This is a genomic window from Vibrio sp. OPT46 (assembly GCF_015163535.1).
Lineage (GTDB): Bacteria > Pseudomonadota > Gammaproteobacteria > Enterobacterales > Vibrionaceae > Vibrio > Vibrio alginolyticus.
In genome coordinates this window covers 17,755-33,411 of record NZ_JADDYG010000559.1, presented here as the reverse complement: position 1 = coordinate 33,411, position 15,657 = coordinate 17,755, and the positions used below count along the sequence as shown (strand labels likewise).

The following is a 15,657-nucleotide window of genomic DNA, read 5'->3' as shown; positions in this document are numbered from 1 at the left end:
TGTTGGTGAAGAAACAGACGTCGTTTCAAAAGAAATGTACACTTTTGATGACCGTAACGGCGACAGCCTAACACTTCGCCCAGAAGGTACGGCGGGTTGTGTACGTTCATGTATCCAAAACAGCCTGATCAACCGTGATGAACAGCGTCTGTGGTACATGGGGCCTATGTTCCGCCATGAACGTCCGCAGAAAGGTCGTTACCGTCAATTCCACCAGTGTGGTGTTGAGGTGTTTGGTCTAAATGGTCCAGATGTTGATGCAGAGCTTATCATGATGACGGCGCGTTTATGGCGTGAGCTAGGTATCAATGAACATGTCCGTCTTGAGCTGAACTCTATCGGTTCTCAAGAAGACCGCGCAGACTACCGTACTGCACTGGTTGCATTCCTTGAGCAACATATTGATGTGCTAGATGAAGATTGTAAGCGTCGCATGCACACGAACCCACTGCGTGTTCTGGATACGAAGAACCCAGACGTTCAAGCTATTTTAGGTGATGCGCCTCGCCTTTCAGATTACTTGGGTGAAGAATCTAAAGCACACTTCGCAGGTCTATGTGAACTTTTAGACGCCGCAGGTATCAAATACACAGTTAACGAACGTCTAGTTCGTGGTCTGGATTACTACAATCGCACGGTATTTGAGTGGATCACTGAGAGCCTAGGTGCTCAAGGCACTGTATGTGGCGGTGGTCGTTACGATGGCCTTGTAGAGCAATTAGGTGGTAAACCAACACCAGCGGTTGGCTTTGCAATGGGCCTAGAGCGTCTAGTACTGATGCTAGAAACGTTGGAACTGACAGACGTTCGTCGCAGTGTTGACGTGTACGTAGTCACTGCGGGTGAAGGCACCATGATGGCAGGAATGAAGCTAGCAGAACAGCTTCGCGAGTCTGTTCCAGGCGTTCGTGTGATGAATCACTTCGGTGGCGGTAACTTCAAGAAACAGTTTAAACGCGCAGACAAAGTTGGTGCTGTTGTAGCATTGGTTCTGGGCGAAAACGAAGTTGCGGATAATACCGTAGTACTGAAAGACTTAGCTGGTGGTGAGCAAGAGACTTACAACCAAGCAGAAGTTGCAGAAAAGATCGCAGCACTGATTTAAGTCTTTTAGTAATCTAACAAAATTACATCCTAGTTCGTAAGCTAAGGCTCCCAAATGTGGAGCCTTTAAACGAAATAGGAACAATGGCAGCTAAGCTGCCATTTACATGTTTTAAGAGGACAGGAAGTGGAACTTTACGATACTGAAGAACAACAAGTTGAAGCCATTAAAGACTGGTGGAAGGAAAACGGCAAAGCCGTCATCATCGGTGCGGTTGTTGGTTTAGGTGGTCTATTCGGCTGGCGTTACTACCAGGATTCTGTGATTCAGGCGAGTGAAGCAGCTTCTCAAAGCTACACGACAGCAATGAATGCTTTGCAAGACAAAGGCACTGATGCTCAAGCTGACGTGAAAGCTTTCATTGAGTCAAATGAAGTAAAAGAATATTCAGTATTGGCTGCGCTACAACTTGCTAAAGCACAAGTTGAAGCTCAAGACCTTTCTGCTGCATTGGAGCAACTGAAGTGGGCGCAAAGCAACACTCAAGATGCTGCGTTGTTACCATTGATTAGTTACCGCATTGCGCGTATTGAGACGGAAATGGGTAACTTCGACGCTGCAACGGCAGAGCTAAGTAACGTCACTGATACAGCATGGACAGGTCGTATTGCTGAACTTCGTGGCGATATTGCGATTCGCCAAGGTGACAAAGATGCTGCGTACGCTGCGTATACTGAAGCTCAGCAAGCGGCAGATGCAAGCCCGACACTACAAATGAAATTGGACGATCTGGCGAAATAAGGACCGCATTGGATGAAAAGAGTCTTTAAGAAAGCCTTGCTAGGGGCGTTAACAATGGGAGTACTTGCCGGTTGTGCAGGTGAGAAAGACACCATTGTAATGGCGCCACTACCTCAGGTAGACAGTCAGTTTACAACCAGTAGTGAGTGGAGCACATCGGTTGGCGATGGTGTTGGTCATTACTTTTCAAAACTATCCCCTGTATTTGCGAATGATACATTGTTCGTGGCAAGTCGTGATGGCTTAGTAAAAGCGCTGGATCCTGAGAATGGTAAACAACGTTGGCAAACGGACCTAGAAGAAGATGTCATTGCTCGTCTCTCTGGTGGTATCACAGCGGCATACGGAAACCTTTACATTGGCTCTGAGAATGGTGAAGTCATCTCTCTTGACCAAGAAACAGGTGAAATTGTTTGGCGTGTAAAAGTTGGTGGTGAGGTACTGGCGAAGCCAGTTGCAGATTCAGGCCTTATTATCATCAATACTAGCCGAGGCATGCTGATTGCCCTTAATGAGAGTACAGGTGAGCAACGCTGGGCATTGAGCACAGAAGTGCCGAACTTAACTTTACGTGGCGACAGTACTCCGACTGCAATTGGCGGCGGTGTATTTTGGGGAACGGCAAATGGCCGACTCGCAGCTGCTATCGTTGAGCGTGGTCAGTTGATTTGGCAACAGCCTGTTGGTACGCCAAAAGGCGCGACAGAAATTGATCGTTTGGTTGACGTTGATTCATCGCCAATTGTGCTAGGCGGTACTCTTTTCACCATTGGATACAATGGTCAACTTATCGCCATTGACTTGCGTTCAGCGAACCCGATTTGGAAGCGTAATTACTCATCTGCGACAGACATTTCTACAGATGGTAGTCGCATCTTTGTGATAACGGAAAAAGATCATGTTGTTGCCGTTGATTCACGAAGCGGGACTGAGTTGTGGGAAAACAGCTTGCTTGAGCACCGACAACTTACAGCGCCAGTTATTGTTGGCAATTATCTCGTTGTCGGTGACACGCTTGGTTACCTTCACTGGATGGATCGTTCAACGGGCGAATTTGTTGCGCAGCAGTTTGTCGATGATAGTGGCTTGGCAGTTGGCCCGACGTTATTGTCGGATGGTTATGTGATTACAACTCGCAACGGCGATGTAAAGAAACTAACCATTAACGAATAATATCGTGATATAATTCACATTCGGCTCCTGGCTGGTGACAGCTAGGAGCCGTTTTGTTGTTTGAATTTATTAACCCTGACGTGGTTATAGGTAAAAAGCTGGTTTGATTTGGCATCGAGCAAGTCGTTACCTATAACTACAGAAGAAAGATTATTGTAGAGGTTGTTATGGTACCTGTTGTAGCTCTAGTAGGGCGTCCGAACGTAGGTAAATCTACACTATTTAACCGATTGACTCGCACTCGTGACGCGTTGGTTGCGGACTTTCCAGGCCTAACGCGAGACCGTAAATATGGCCAGGCGAGACTTGGTGAAGAGCACGAATTCATTGTGATTGATACTGGTGGTATCGATGGCACAGAAGAAGGCGTGGAAACAAAGATGGCAGAACAGTCATTAGCCGCGATTGATGAGGCTGATGTTGTATTGTTCCTTGTTGACGGTCGTGCTGGTCTGACACCTTCAGATGAAGCAATTGCTGCGCATCTGCGTAAAATTGAAAAGCCAGCGATGCTGGTAGTAAACAAAATCGATGGTATTGATGCCGATGCGGCGTGTGCTGATTTTTGGCAGCTCGGCGTGGATGATATGTACCAGATTGCGGCTGCTCATGGCCGTGGTGTGACCGCTTTGCTTGAGCGTGCTTTATCTCCATTCTTTGATGATCTACTAACAAGTGAATCTGAAGAAGGTGAGATTGAAGACCTGACTGGATTCGAAGACGAAGAGCCTCTTGTTGAAGATTACACTGAAGAAGACGCAGAAGCTGAATTCAAACGCCTTCAAGAGCAGCCGATTAAGTTGGCGATCATCGGTCGTCCTAACGTAGGCAAATCGACACTGACTAACCGTATTCTGGGTGAAGAACGTGTGGTTGTATACGATATGCCTGGTACAACGCGCGATTCTATCTACATCCCGATGGAGCGTGATGGACGCGAATACGTACTAATTGACACCGCAGGTGTTCGTCGTCGTGGTCGTATCAATGAAACGGTTGAAAAGTTCTCTGTTGTTAAGACGCTGAAAGCGGTAGAAGATGCAAACGTCGTTCTACTGGTGATTGATGCTCGTGAAAATATTTCAGACCAAGACCTAAGCTTGCTTGGTTTTGCACTGAATGCTGGCCGCTCAATTGTCATCGCCGTTAACAAGTGGGATGGTCTAGACAGTGACGTGAAAGAAAGCGTGAAGAAAGAACTGGACCGCCGTCTAGGATTCGTCGACTTCGCGCGTATCCACTTTATCTCTGCGCTGCACGGTACTGGCGTTGGTCACTTGTTTGAATCTATCCAAGAAGCATATAACTCGGCGACAACGCGTGTGGGTACGTCAGTACTGACGCGTATCATGAAGATGGCTGTGGATGATCACCAACCGCCAATGGTTCGTGGTCGTCGTATCAAACTCAAATACGCACACGCAGGTGGTTACAACCCACCGATCGTTGTTATCCACGGTAACATGGTTCGTGAATTGCCAGATTCGTATAAACGTTATCTGATGAACTACTTCCGTAAGTCTCTGGAAATTATGGGAACACCGATTCGCATTAACTTCCACAACAGTGATAACCCATACGAGAACCGTACGAATAAGCTTACGCTATCACAAGAGCGTAAACGTAAGCGTATGATGTCGATGGTGAAAAACCGCAATAAATAATGAAATTCGAATACCCAAGTTTCTACTTGGGTATTTTTTTATCAAAAGTAATCGTAAAAATGACTATCACAGCAACAAAGACTCGTTTTTGTCATCAAACATGGCAATTAGAAGCACAAATACAGCTCGTTCAATATACGGAAGAAGTGACTTACGTTATTACAGATGTCACGCCGTTCCATCCCGTTAGTCACATATGGCCGGATCACCCTGCAGACAAAGGAACGTTGAAGGTGAATGGGGCTGAGCATGACGTAGTAGATTGCCAAGTTGGGGCAGTGGAGCAGGAAAGTGGTGCTCTGTATGTGGGTAGTGACATCCCTGTAAAGCGTGATGCTGAAGGTTGGGTGTTTGTCGTCGTGCATGTTTTATCACGTACGGAATCACTTGTTACTGATGATTTGGTGACATTGGCGGTAGATAAGGATTACCAACGCGCTTTGAGTCGAGGCCACACTGCAGGACACTTAGCGTATTTGGCGTTGAATAAAGTACTAGCGGAAGACTATTGGCGAAAAGACGCAGACCGCAAAGACCCACATGGTTATTATGACTTTAATAGCTATGCACAAGTTACGAGTTATGTTACTCCAGACAAGTGCCTCGATACGTACCGTTTAGGCAAAACACTCCGTAAAAGAGGATTAAACAGTGCAGATATGCTGAATGACCTCCAGGCGATTGCAAAAAAAGTGAATAGCCAACTTGTGGAATGGCTTCGACGAGATGCGATGATCACCATGGAATGCCACGGTGACAGATTAACGGATTCTCGCTATTGGAAGTGCGATTTAGGGGAAGGTCAATTAGCGGTAATCCCTTGTGGTGGAACGCATGCGAGCCATTTAAATGAGTTTGCTTTTATCCAAGTTAAACTCGTTAAGCTCGACGCTCAAACTATCGAAATGCACACCAATGTAAACACTGCTTTTTGAATAAGATCTTTTTATTAAATTCTGATTTTTCGTTTAATTAAATATCTTTAAGGTTTTTTATTCTCTTTTAAATTGGAATGCAGAATATGTAACTTATGCTTTCGGTGTGTGGTTATATAAATATTCTTTTAAGGGGTGATCGCTGATCAAGGAGTAAATATCAGACGATCAGTATAAGATCCTACGTATCAAGTATGGTTAACGCCTCGTGAAACTTGTTGGGGCGGTGATGAAGATCAACATACTTGTTCGTTATTTTGAGTAGCATGCGTTACTCGAAATTGCTTAGTTTAGAGAGAGGAACGGGATATGCAGCAGAACATTTGCCCGACTTGCAATGTCGAACTGGAATGGACAGGACAATACCATTGTGCACAGTGTGAATCGGATTTTAAAAAAGTAGGTTTTTGCCCTGATTGTGAGGCGGAGCTGGAGAAGCTGCAAGCATGCGGTGCTGCGAGTTACTTTTGTAATGTGTGTAATGAACTCAAATCAAAATCACGTGTCCGATTTGAGTTCCAGAAAGTCAGTTAACCAGAGTTTGTATTCAGTTAACGGTAGAACGAACGTCGCCTTCGGCTAACCGGGTAATCAATACATCTCCCGACTTTACATCTGAAGATTGCGTAATTACTTTACCTTGCTCAGTTTGAGTAATTGAGTAACCTCGTTTCAATGTCGCTAGTGGGCTGACGGTGTCCAACTTTTCTGCGGCAATCGCGAGTTGATGGCGCATAGTCAGTAATTTGCGATCCATTGCATCCATGAGCTTTTGCTCAACACGTTCTAGCTTCGACTTCTGCTCGGCAAGGCGTGTTACAGGAGAATTTAATTGCAGCCGATAATGTTGACGCTCGATTCGCTGTTGACGCAAGGCAATAAAACGACTCATCGCTCGCTGTAAGCGCATGTCCAACTCATCTAACTGTTGCGTCTGACGTTGCAAGCGGTAGCTTGGGTGCTGTCTCTCTAGACGGTGCACTAATTGAGCAGATTGCTGCTTTTGTTGTGCTAGGTAGTAACGCATCGCGCTCGCTAACTTATGCTGGCGGGTAACTAAAGCTTGATCTTTGTGGCTGTTATCACGGCTTACTAGCTCAGCGGCTGCTGATGGAGTAGGCGCGCGTACGTCGGCGACAAAATCAGCTATTGTCACGTCAACTTCATGTCCAACGGCGCTAATAATAGGAATTTGGCTTGCTGCAATCGTGCGAGCTAATATCTCGTTGTTAAAGCACCATAAGTCTTCTAATGAACCACCACCTCGGCCCACAATTAGTACATCACATTCATCACGGCTGTTAGCGCGACCAATGGCTTGTGCAATTTGAATGGCTGCGTCCTCACCTTGTACCACTGTCGGATAAATCACAACAGGTAGGGAAGGATCACGACGTTTCAATACGTCTAAGATATCGTAAAGCGCGGCACCAGTTTTCGATGTGATGACGCCAACACGTTTAGGGTGCTCAGGCAAAGATTGCTTATTGATTTGCGCGAACAACCCTTCTGCTGCAAGCTTCATTTTCAGCTCTTCAAACTCTTGTTGAAGACGGCCATCACCTTCCGGTTGCATGCTTTCGATGATCAATTGGTAGTCACCGCGAGGCTCATAAAGAGACAGACGAGCTTTTACTAGGACTTGATTACCGTTAGCGGGTTTGAAAGTAACGCGGCGATTGTTACCACGAAACATGGCACATTTAACTTGAGCGCGAGAGTCTTTAAGAGTGAGGTACCAGTGACCAGAGACAGGAGCTGAAAAGTTGGATATCTCTCCGACGAGCCAAACGATCCCCATTTCGTTTTCAAGGAGTAAACGAACTTCCGCGTTGAGACGAGAAACAGTAAAGATGTTTTGATTGGTCTTGGAGAGCACAGCTAATCTCTTAGACGTGAGTATGGAAATTAGCGGCAATATAATACATAGCAAGGGGGTAATTGCAAGAAAAAAATTAAAAAATTTGTGGTCAAGCGATTGCGTTAACCGTATAATCCCTCCGCAATATCTAATCCAAATGTAGCTAGTTGCTAACGCAGGTTACCCTCATTATGCGAAACGATGAGATTGGATTGTTCTTTTTACTCCTCTAATTGTGAGATATTGCAAATGCTAAGAATTGCCAAAGAAGCGCTGACATTCGATGACGTACTACTTGTGCCAGCACACTCCACCGTTCTCCCAAACACAGCTGATCTTCGCACTCAGCTAACTAAGAACATCACCCTAAACATCCCAATGATTTCAGCGTCTATGGACACTGTTACTGAAGCTCGTCTAGCAATTGCGCTAGCGCAAGAGGGTGGCATTGGCTTTATCCACAAGAACATGTCTATTGAGCAGCAGGCAGCCGAAGTTCGTAAAGTTAAGAAGTTCGAAGCTGGTATGGTAACTGACGCGGTTACTGTAAACCCTGACGCGACCATCGCTGATGTTGTTGCACTCACTGAAAAGCATGGTTTTGCAGGTTTCCCTGTTGTCACTGAGAGCAATGAGCTTGTTGGTATTATCACTGGTCGTGACGTTCGTTTTGTGACGGACCTTTCTAAGAAAGTATCTTCAGTAATGACGCCAAAAGAGAAGTTGGCAGCAGTTAAAGAAGGTGCAACACGAGAAGAAGTGCAAGAGAAAATGCACGAAGCTCGTGTAGAGAAAGTATTGGTTGTAAATGATGAGTTCCAACTAACCGGTATGATTACTGCGAAAGACTTCCACAAAGCAGAACGTAAACCAAACGCATGTAAAGATGAGCGTGGTCGCCTACGTGTTGGCGCAGCCGTTGGTGCTGGCGCTGGTAACGAAGAGCGTGTTGCTGCTCTAGTTGAAGCAGGCGTTGACATTCTACTTATCGACTCTTCACACGGACATTCTGAAGGTGTACTAAACCGCATCCGCGAAACTCGCGCTGCTTACCCAGATCTAGACATCATCGGTGGTAACGTAGCAACAGGTGCTGGTGCTAAAGCACTAATCGAAGCTGGCGTAAGCGCAGTGAAAGTTGGTATCGGCCCTGGTTCTATCTGTACAACTCGTATTGTAACGGGTGTGGGAGTTCCACAAATCACTGCAATCGCAGATGCGGCAGAAGTGGCTAATGATTATGGTATTCCGGTTATTGCTGACGGTGGTATCCGTTTCTCAGGTGATATCTGTAAAGCAATCGTAGCTGGCGCATCATGTGTGATGGTTGGTTCTATGTTTGCTGGTACTGAAGAAGCGCCGGGTGAAGTGATTCTATACAATGGCCGTTCTTACAAGTCTTACCGCGGCATGGGTTCTCTTGGTGCTATGTCTCAAGGTTCTTCTGACCGTTACTTCCAGTCTGACAACGCAGCGGACAAGCTAGTACCAGAAGGCATTGAAGGTCGTATCGCATACAAAGGCCGTCTAAAAGAGATCGTACACCAACAAATGGGTGGTCTACGTTCAAGCATGGGTCTAACTGGTTCTGCAACTATCGAAGATATGCGTACGAAAGCTGAATTTGTACGTATCTCTGGTGCAGGTATGCAAGAGTCTCATGTACACGATGTTCAAATTACTAAGGAAGCGCCGAACTACCGTCTAGGGAACTAATTACCCAACGGAAACGTTTGCTTTTTCCTTGAAGCATTAAGAAGAGGCGAGTACACTCGCCTCGGTTTTAATCACTTAGCCTTAAAAAGACTGCTCAAAATGACTAAAAATATCCATGACCAACGTATTCTGATCTTGGACTTCGGTTCTCAGTACACTCAATTAGTAGCACGCCGCGTACGTGAAATCGGCGTTTACTGTGAACTATGGAGCTGGGATGTAGAAGAAGCGGATATTCGCGAATTCAACCCAGATGGCATTATCCTATCTGGCGGTCCAGAAAGCGTAACGGAAGAGAACTCTCCACGCGCGCCTCAATATGTGTTTGATTCTGGTGTTCCTTTGCTTGGCGTATGTTACGGCATGCAAACCATGGCGGAACAGCTAGGAGGCAAAGTAGCGGGCTCTAACGAACGTGAGTTTGGCTACGCTCAGGTTAAAGTTTCTGGTGAATGTGCTCTATTTAAAGACCTTGAAGCAACTCAAGACGTTTGGATGAGCCATGGCGACAAAGTAGTAGAGATCCCAGCCGATTTCGTAAAAGTTGGTGAGACAGACACTTGTCCTTACGCTGCGATGGCGAATGAAGAGAAGAAATACTACGGTGTTCAGTTCCACCCAGAAGTGACACACACAAAAGGTGGCCTACAAATGCTTGAGAACTTTGTTCTTGGCGTATGTGGCTGTGAGCGTCTATGGACATCGGAATCTATCATCGAAGACGCGGTTGCTCGCATTAAAGAGCAAGTGGGTGACGACGAAGTTATCCTAGGTCTATCTGGTGGTGTTGATTCATCGGTAGTTGCGATGCTGGTTCACCGTGCAATCGGCGACAAGCTAACGTGTGTATTTGTTGATAACGGTCTACTTCGTCTAAACGAAGGTCAACAAGTAATGGATATGTTCGGCGACCAATTTGGTTTGAACATCATCAAAGTTGACGCTGAAGAACGCTTCCTAAAAGCACTTGAAGGTAAGTCTGACCCAGAAGAGAAGCGTAAGACTATCGGTCACGTATTCGTAGATGTATTCGATGAAGAGTCTAAGAAGCTGAAAAACGCGAAATGGCTAGCTCAAGGTACGATTTACCCTGATGTAATCGAGTCAGCTGCATCTAAGACTGGTAAAGCGCACGTGATCAAATCGCACCACAACGTGGGCGGTCTTCCAGATGACATGGAAATGGGTCTTGTTGAGCCACTACGTGAGCTGTTCAAAGATGAAGTACGTAAGATTGGTCTAGAGCTAGGCCTGCCTTATAACATGCTTTACCGCCACCCATTCCCAGGTCCTGGTCTAGGTGTTCGTGTTCTTGGTGAAATCAAGAAAGAGTACTGTGACTTGCTACGTCGTGCTGATGCTATCTTTATTGAAGAGCTTCACGCTGCAGACCTATATGACAAAGTATCTCAAGCGTTCACGGTATTCCTACCAGTACGTTCTGTTGGTGTAATGGGCGATGGCCGTAAATACGATTGGGTTGTATCACTGCGTGCAGTAGAAACCATCGACTTTATGACGGCACACTGGGCGCACCTACCATACGACTTCCTAGGTAAGGTATCTAACCGTATTATCAACGAAGTTGATGGCATTTCTCGTGTTGTTTACGACATTTCTGGTAAGCCACCAGCGACTATCGAGTGGGAATAATGCTCCTTTAAGAAAGGTCTGGCATTAACAAGCACTAAATCATACTTAAGTCCGCGTAATTGCGGACTTTTTTTGTTTTTGGCTTAGTCATTTTTGGCAATGTCTGGCAACGCCAAGCACGGTTTGACCGTGGTATTTTGATGGGTATGATTCATCGGTAATGCCATGGATTACGCACGATACCATGCTGAGTGTTTTTGATGGGGCATGGTATTAAATTTTCATATCTATCTGTTTTATAAAGATTAATTTCTAGATTTTTAGAGGTTTTTCAGCATGGTATCAAACAAGAATAATAGGTCGAAACATGCTGACTGATACCAAGCTACGCAATCTCAAACCCAAAGATAAACTTTACAAAGTCAATGACCGTGATGGCCTCTATGTTGCTGTCACTACCGCAGGCTCTATCTCTTTTCGCTACAATTACTCGATCAATGGCAGGCAAGAAACTATTACCTTTGGTCGCTACGGAGTAGGAGGCATCACGTTAGCAGAAGCGCGTGAGCGTCTCAATGAAGCGAAGAGAATGGTTACTGATGGAAAGTCACCGGCCAAAGAGAAAGCCCGTGCTAAGGCGAGAACCAAAGATGCTGAAACCTTTGGTGCCTGGGCTCAGAAATGGCTGCGTGGCTATCAGATGGCTGATTCTACCCGGGATATGCGTCGCTCAGTCTATGCCCGAGAGTTAGAGGGTAAATTTGGCAATCAGAAGCTGACAGAAATCACTCATGAAGATCTGCGAGCATTGACTGACGCGATAGTAGAGCGTGGAGCACCGGCAACAGCTGTGCATACGCGTGACATTGTACTCCAGGTGTATCGATGGGCGATTGAGAGAGGGCAGAAAGTTGAGAACCCGGCAGACTTGGTGAGGCCCGCCAGTATTGCTCGATTTGAACCAAGAGACCGAACGTTAACACCGGCTGAGATCGGTTTGATGTACCACTACATGGAAAAGGTAGGTACAACCCCTTCGATTCGTGCTTCGGTAAAGCTGCTGTTGCTGACTATGGTACGCAAAAGTGAGTTAACCAACGCAACTTGGAGCGAAATTAACTTTAGCGAAGCGTTATGGACGATTCCTAAAGAGAGGATGAAACGACGTAACCCGCACTTGGTATTTTTGTCACGCCAGGCGATGGATATTCTGATCGCCTTGAAGACATTTGCCGGTGGGTCTGATTACATTCTTCCTTCCCGTTATGACTCTGATGCTCCAATGAGTAGTGCGACGATGAACCGAGTCATGGATTTGACATATAAGGCTGCGCAAAAGGAAGGTCAGTCACTAAGTAAGTTTGGGCCGCATGACCTGCGTCGAACAGCGAGCACTTTGCTACATGAAGCTGGATACAACACTGACTGGATAGAGAAGTGCTTGGCACATGAACAAAAGGGAGTGAGAGCGGTATACAACAAAGCCGAGTACCGAGAACAGCGCGCGGCTATGTTGCAGGATTGGGCTGACATGATTGATGAGTGGATAACTTGTCACGCTAAGTAAAATTAGAGTGGGGAGTTGAACCCCACTCATTAAAAGTCTCTTCAAGGGGACTTTTACTGTATTTAACGAAATTAAGTTAAAGGTAGTTATTAATGGTCTCAATATGGTGCATCATACTTAACTTCTTAGGTACACCTAAGGCGTGATACGTCCCGTTTACGTGAATTTTAATATACTCTTGAAACCCAAGTGTGTTTTGATCAAGGCTAGGCGTGACATTAGCAAAATCAATCATTTCCTGCAGAGCCTCCTTGAACTTACCGGCAGGGTCACTTTGATCATTCGGGTTTTTGGTCGATAGGCTATGTTTAACGTACATATTACTATTTGATTGTTCTATATACGTAATATGAAGTGCAATAACAAAAGCAGGCCCTCCAGATGTGGACCAAGCATCGTCAATTGTTAAGAAATCTCCAAACCCGATCTGATGTTGGATCATTGGGGTTACGTACGATACATGGGCGTCTGAGAAAAACTGCGGTGCTCGACTGTAGTCAGCATTTCTTGGTTTGGATGGGAAAGAGCTATCAACAATTACGCTACGTGGTAATGAGTTTCTGAAAGAGTGAGAGTATCTATTTAAGTTCTGGATAATATTTGCAACAGAATTGCTTGTATAGGGAGTGATATTTGATTGTATATCTTCTTGTAGGTACAGGGAGAATGGAACACTATCGTTGATTAATTGTTGTAGTAAGGTGTTGACGTATATGATGTTTTGATTATGTAGCCTTATGCATGGAATAAAAGATACGGTACGTTTAGATAATTCAACGTTTAGAAAATCCGGAGAGTCACTCGCTAAATCACCTACTTGAGGGTTTACGATAACATGAGGTACAACATTATGATTGTTTAGTACTTCAATCGTTGCACAGAGGCGATCGATGTTGTCGTTAATTGGCTCAATTATAGGGCTAACTTTAGTTGAATTAAGTCTCGGAGCTACTTCTTTCAGTGCCGCTAACTCAAACTGCTTTCCTCTCATATATGGAAAATACATCATAATCCTCACTATTAAACTGATTGCATTCAAGTAGAGATGATATGATGTTGTCCTTACCTTTTTTGTGAATGCTGTAGCTTATGCCAAGATTTTTCATCGATTTTGGTAGGTTGCTGATGAATTTGTGATCATTTCGACGGTATGTTTTAAGCACTCGCTTGAAATGTTTATTAGCTTCAGCTTCATTCAACGAACAAAAAATTTCTTTACACTCGCTAAATAACTCGGTTTGCGGGCAATTCGGAACAGCTCCTGTGACTCTGTGTGCAATGTCGGTGTACTCTTCTTTCCTCAAAGTATGAAACATCAATTCCGTATCAAAACTCTTGTTTAAAGGGGCTTCTATTTTCTTACTCAACTGATTTCTCTTGTTTGATAACAAAACACCAAAGCGAGGAATATCCTTTTGAATTTTGAGTAAGGCATTTAAATGCGCTTCGTGAGTAACAACGTATGTTTTATCAAAGGAGGAAGTGTAAGCTGACAACTGCTCAGGAAGACGCTTTAAGGAATCAAATTTAGTTTTTATTTCGTAGCACGTAGAAGATCCATTTATGATCACACAGTCCGCTTTGTTGGTGCCAATACGCAATTCACTGAGCATGCTTGCGGTGTTCATTGAATGAGTTCCTAGCAAAATATTATTAGCAATAATATTTTTGATAACATATTCATTCGGGTAGTGCTTACAAAGGAGTTTGTACGCTTCTTCAAACAATTCAGAAAGACTTTGCACATGGGATAGTGTAGGGAAGTCACTAGCGATATCTTGCACAAGGCTCAGATCTCCTTGAGCAACTTTAGTTATGTTTGTGCTGGTAAACATTTTTGCTAGTTGCTTGTAATTCATGGTTATATCCGATGCGGAGTTACTTAAATACTCTTTAATCTATTGCATATAATAGTCTTAGAAAGGCGATGATTCTAGAGTAAAGGCAATGCGAACTCAACCTGACAACGTTAGTTTGATACGATCTAGAGAAGTGGATAGTACGCTCATGAATGCACTATCCAAAAGAGAAGCTGTTATATATTAAGACTAGTTTTGGTTTCCGTTTGAGCTATGTTCTGCTTTTATTTATCTCCATGAATTTAGTCTTTCTAAATCAAATTTTAGCCGCTAAAATTCTGTTAGCTTTGGGTGCTGGGTAAGAGAAACTCGTCACGAATTGTTCCCAAAGCTTTAGACACCGCTTGGTGAGTTATTTTTTTACCACCAAGTTTAGTTAGCTTTTGAGCAATTTCTTTCTGATTAAGGCCTTGCTTTCTCAGAGCGAGCATTCTTTTCTTATTGTCAGTAAGTCTTGAATCGACCATTCTTCGGGCTATATTACGCAAAGCTCCTTCGTCATCTGCTCCAAGAGTTGTACCAGCTCCAGTCAAGCGCACAGCCGCTTCATTAATGAGCCTTTCTGTCTCGCCTTTTAGCTCTATCGGGTACTCGAAATTATCCCTGATATAATGGAAAAATACGTCAGCTTGCTTTTGCGTTAAGGACTTATCCTGGAGGAAGTGATAGAAATAAAGATCAACTAGTTCATCTCCTGAAACATCTTTAAGCTTTTCGACTTTGAAAACGTGAAGCCGTAATCGTCGATATTCTTTCTCAAATTGGCTCTTTGATTTCATAGCACTCCTATATACGGAGTTCCAAGTGCGACCATCTTTATTCTTCGGTTTATGATGAGGGCAATACCGGTGGCTAAGTTGCCTTTTTTTCTTATTATCCTGGTGTTGTTCGTTGTGGCCTTCTACTTCATCCTTAGGGTCTAGTATATTGTTATCTAACTTATAGAAATATTCTGCGAGTTCATTTCTTTGGCCACACAGCTCGCAGTAGGTTTGTTTTCGTTGCGCATTGAGTTTTGTATCTGCGCTATGTTGCCGAAATCGTGTGGGCGTAAGGTGAAGTTGCCATAAAAGCTCGAGCAGATTGTCTACAGTTCCTTGAAACTTAAAATCTATAGGCCGATATTGATGTTCAAGGTTCATAAAGTGTCTCAAGCGCTGTTTGATCACGTCATGAGCATTTTTGAACCCCATCATCATAATTAGATTGGTTATCGGGGTATCTTCTTTTAATTTTGATGCATATTTAATAGATACGATACGATCAGCCTTTTCTGTCAAAGTCGACTTGTTTTTTGAACGTGGCAAGGGTGAACGGTCAATATTCAGGTAGGGGTTTGGAAAGTAACAAAAATGACTCATAGGAAGAGATCGAAGGAACGCTGACACCTTAGGATCGATAACTTCTAAGATGAGCTCTCCAATAGGGCGCTTATCGGTTTCT

General features: G+C 44.5%; 13 protein-coding genes. 9 read left to right on the top strand and 4 right to left on the bottom strand.

Going from position 1 to position 15,657, the window contains the following annotated elements:
* From hisS to IQR33_RS22455, 6 genes are all read left to right on the top strand, one after another.
* Nucleotides 1–1,105, top strand: a 1,105-nt coding sequence (hisS, locus tag IQR33_RS22480; RefSeq protein WP_228014072.1) for a histidine--tRNA ligase, incomplete at its 5' end; no start/stop codon positions are given.
* A 126-nt stretch (nucleotides 1,106–1,231) separates the two neighbouring features.
* Nucleotides 1,232–1,846, top strand: coding sequence for a YfgM family protein (locus tag IQR33_RS22475; protein ID WP_005381697.1), 615 nt, complete (start codon nucleotides 1,232–1,234; stop codon nucleotides 1,844–1,846).
* A gap of 12 nt (nucleotides 1,847–1,858) precedes the next feature.
* Nucleotides 1,859–3,019 (top strand): outer membrane protein assembly factor BamB, encoded by a 1,161-nt coding sequence (gene bamB / locus IQR33_RS22470; protein ID WP_005381696.1) that lies wholly within the window; start codon nucleotides 1,859–1,861, stop codon nucleotides 3,017–3,019.
* A 167-nt stretch (nucleotides 3,020–3,186) separates the two neighbouring features.
* The gene (der, locus tag IQR33_RS22465; RefSeq protein ID WP_017820569.1) at nucleotides 3,187–4,683 is read left to right on the top strand and encodes a ribosome biogenesis GTPase Der; all 1,497 of its coding nucleotides are present in this window, start codon (nucleotides 3,187–3,189) and stop codon (nucleotides 4,681–4,683) included.
* A gap of 59 nt (nucleotides 4,684–4,742) precedes the next feature.
* The gene (locus IQR33_RS22460; RefSeq protein ID WP_025768864.1) at nucleotides 4,743–5,618 is read left to right on the top strand and encodes a metal-dependent hydrolase; all 876 of its coding nucleotides are present in this window, start codon (nucleotides 4,743–4,745) and stop codon (nucleotides 5,616–5,618) included.
* Between the two features lie 309 nt (nucleotides 5,619–5,927).
* The gene (locus IQR33_RS22455; protein ID WP_005381691.1) at nucleotides 5,928–6,152 is read left to right on the top strand and encodes a zinc ribbon domain-containing protein; all 225 of its coding nucleotides are present in this window, start codon (nucleotides 5,928–5,930) and stop codon (nucleotides 6,150–6,152) included.
* Nucleotides 6,153–6,165: 13 nt separating this feature from the next.
* On the opposite strand, the gene xseA is transcribed toward IQR33_RS22455, so the two are convergent.
* Complete coding sequence (xseA, locus tag IQR33_RS22450; RefSeq protein ID WP_017633909.1) at nucleotides 6,166–7,497, bottom strand: exodeoxyribonuclease VII large subunit; 1,332 nt, start codon at nucleotides 7,495–7,497, stop codon at nucleotides 6,166–6,168.
* Between the two features lie 231 nt (nucleotides 7,498–7,728).
* On the opposite strand from xseA, the gene guaB reads away from it, so the two are divergent.
* The 3 genes from guaB (at nucleotide 7,729) to IQR33_RS22435 (ending at nucleotide 12,355) form a co-directional block, all read left to right on the top strand.
* On the top strand, nucleotides 7,729–9,195 hold the full coding sequence (gene guaB / locus IQR33_RS22445; protein ID WP_017633908.1) for an IMP dehydrogenase: 1,467 nt from the start codon (nucleotides 7,729–7,731) through the stop codon (nucleotides 9,193–9,195).
* A 99-nt stretch (nucleotides 9,196–9,294) separates the two neighbouring features.
* Nucleotides 9,295–10,848, top strand: coding sequence for a glutamine-hydrolyzing GMP synthase (gene guaA, locus IQR33_RS22440; protein WP_005383721.1), 1,554 nt, complete (start codon nucleotides 9,295–9,297; stop codon nucleotides 10,846–10,848).
* A gap of 307 nt (nucleotides 10,849–11,155) precedes the next feature.
* The gene (locus tag IQR33_RS22435) at nucleotides 11,156–12,355 is read left to right on the top strand and encodes a tyrosine-type recombinase/integrase (RefSeq protein WP_104974450.1); all 1,200 of its coding nucleotides are present in this window, start codon (nucleotides 11,156–11,158) and stop codon (nucleotides 12,353–12,355) included.
* A gap of 76 nt (nucleotides 12,356–12,431) precedes the next feature.
* Here the strand turns inward: IQR33_RS22435 and IQR33_RS22430 are convergent, their stop codons facing one another.
* From IQR33_RS22430 to IQR33_RS22420, 3 genes are all read right to left on the bottom strand, one after another.
* Nucleotides 12,432–13,364, bottom strand: a complete 933-nt coding sequence (locus IQR33_RS22430) for a sce7725 family protein (protein ID WP_228010020.1) — start codon at nucleotides 13,362–13,364, stop codon at nucleotides 12,432–12,434.
* Nucleotides 13,327–14,214, bottom strand: a complete 888-nt coding sequence (locus IQR33_RS22425) for a sce7726 family protein (protein WP_104974448.1) — start codon at nucleotides 14,212–14,214, stop codon at nucleotides 13,327–13,329. Before IQR33_RS22425 ends, IQR33_RS22430 begins: the two co-directional genes overlap by 38 nt.
* A gap of 281 nt (nucleotides 14,215–14,495) precedes the next feature.
* Nucleotides 14,496–15,657 (bottom strand): hypothetical protein (locus tag IQR33_RS22420; protein WP_416222692.1); only part of this gene is annotated, 1,162 nt, incomplete at its 5' end.

Excerpts from the sequence above, each read along its gene's own strand:
- bamB (WP_005381696.1), top strand. The coding sequence starts at position 1,859 with ATGAAAAGAGTCTTTAAGAAAGCCTTGCTAGGGGCGTTAACAATGGGA.
- der (WP_017820569.1), top strand. The coding sequence starts at position 3,187 with ATGGTACCTGTTGTAGCTCTAGTAGGGCGTCCGAACGTAGGTAAATCT.
- IQR33_RS22460 (WP_025768864.1), top strand. The coding sequence starts at position 4,743 with ATGACTATCACAGCAACAAAGACTCGTTTTTGTCATCAAACATGGCAA.
- IQR33_RS22455 (WP_005381691.1), top strand. The coding sequence starts at position 5,928 with ATGCAGCAGAACATTTGCCCGACTTGCAATGTCGAACTGGAATGGACA.
- guaB (WP_017633908.1), top strand. The coding sequence starts at position 7,729 with ATGCTAAGAATTGCCAAAGAAGCGCTGACATTCGATGACGTACTACTT.
- guaA (WP_005383721.1), top strand. The coding sequence starts at position 9,295 with ATGACTAAAAATATCCATGACCAACGTATTCTGATCTTGGACTTCGGT.
- IQR33_RS22435 (WP_104974450.1), top strand. The coding sequence starts at position 11,156 with ATGCTGACTGATACCAAGCTACGCAATCTCAAACCCAAAGATAAACTT.
- IQR33_RS22430 (WP_228010020.1), bottom strand. The coding sequence starts at position 13,364 with ATGATGTATTTTCCATATATGAGAGGAAAGCAGTTTGAGTTAGCGGCA.
- IQR33_RS22425 (WP_104974448.1), bottom strand. The coding sequence starts at position 14,214 with ATGAATTACAAGCAACTAGCAAAAATGTTTACCAGCACAAACATAACT.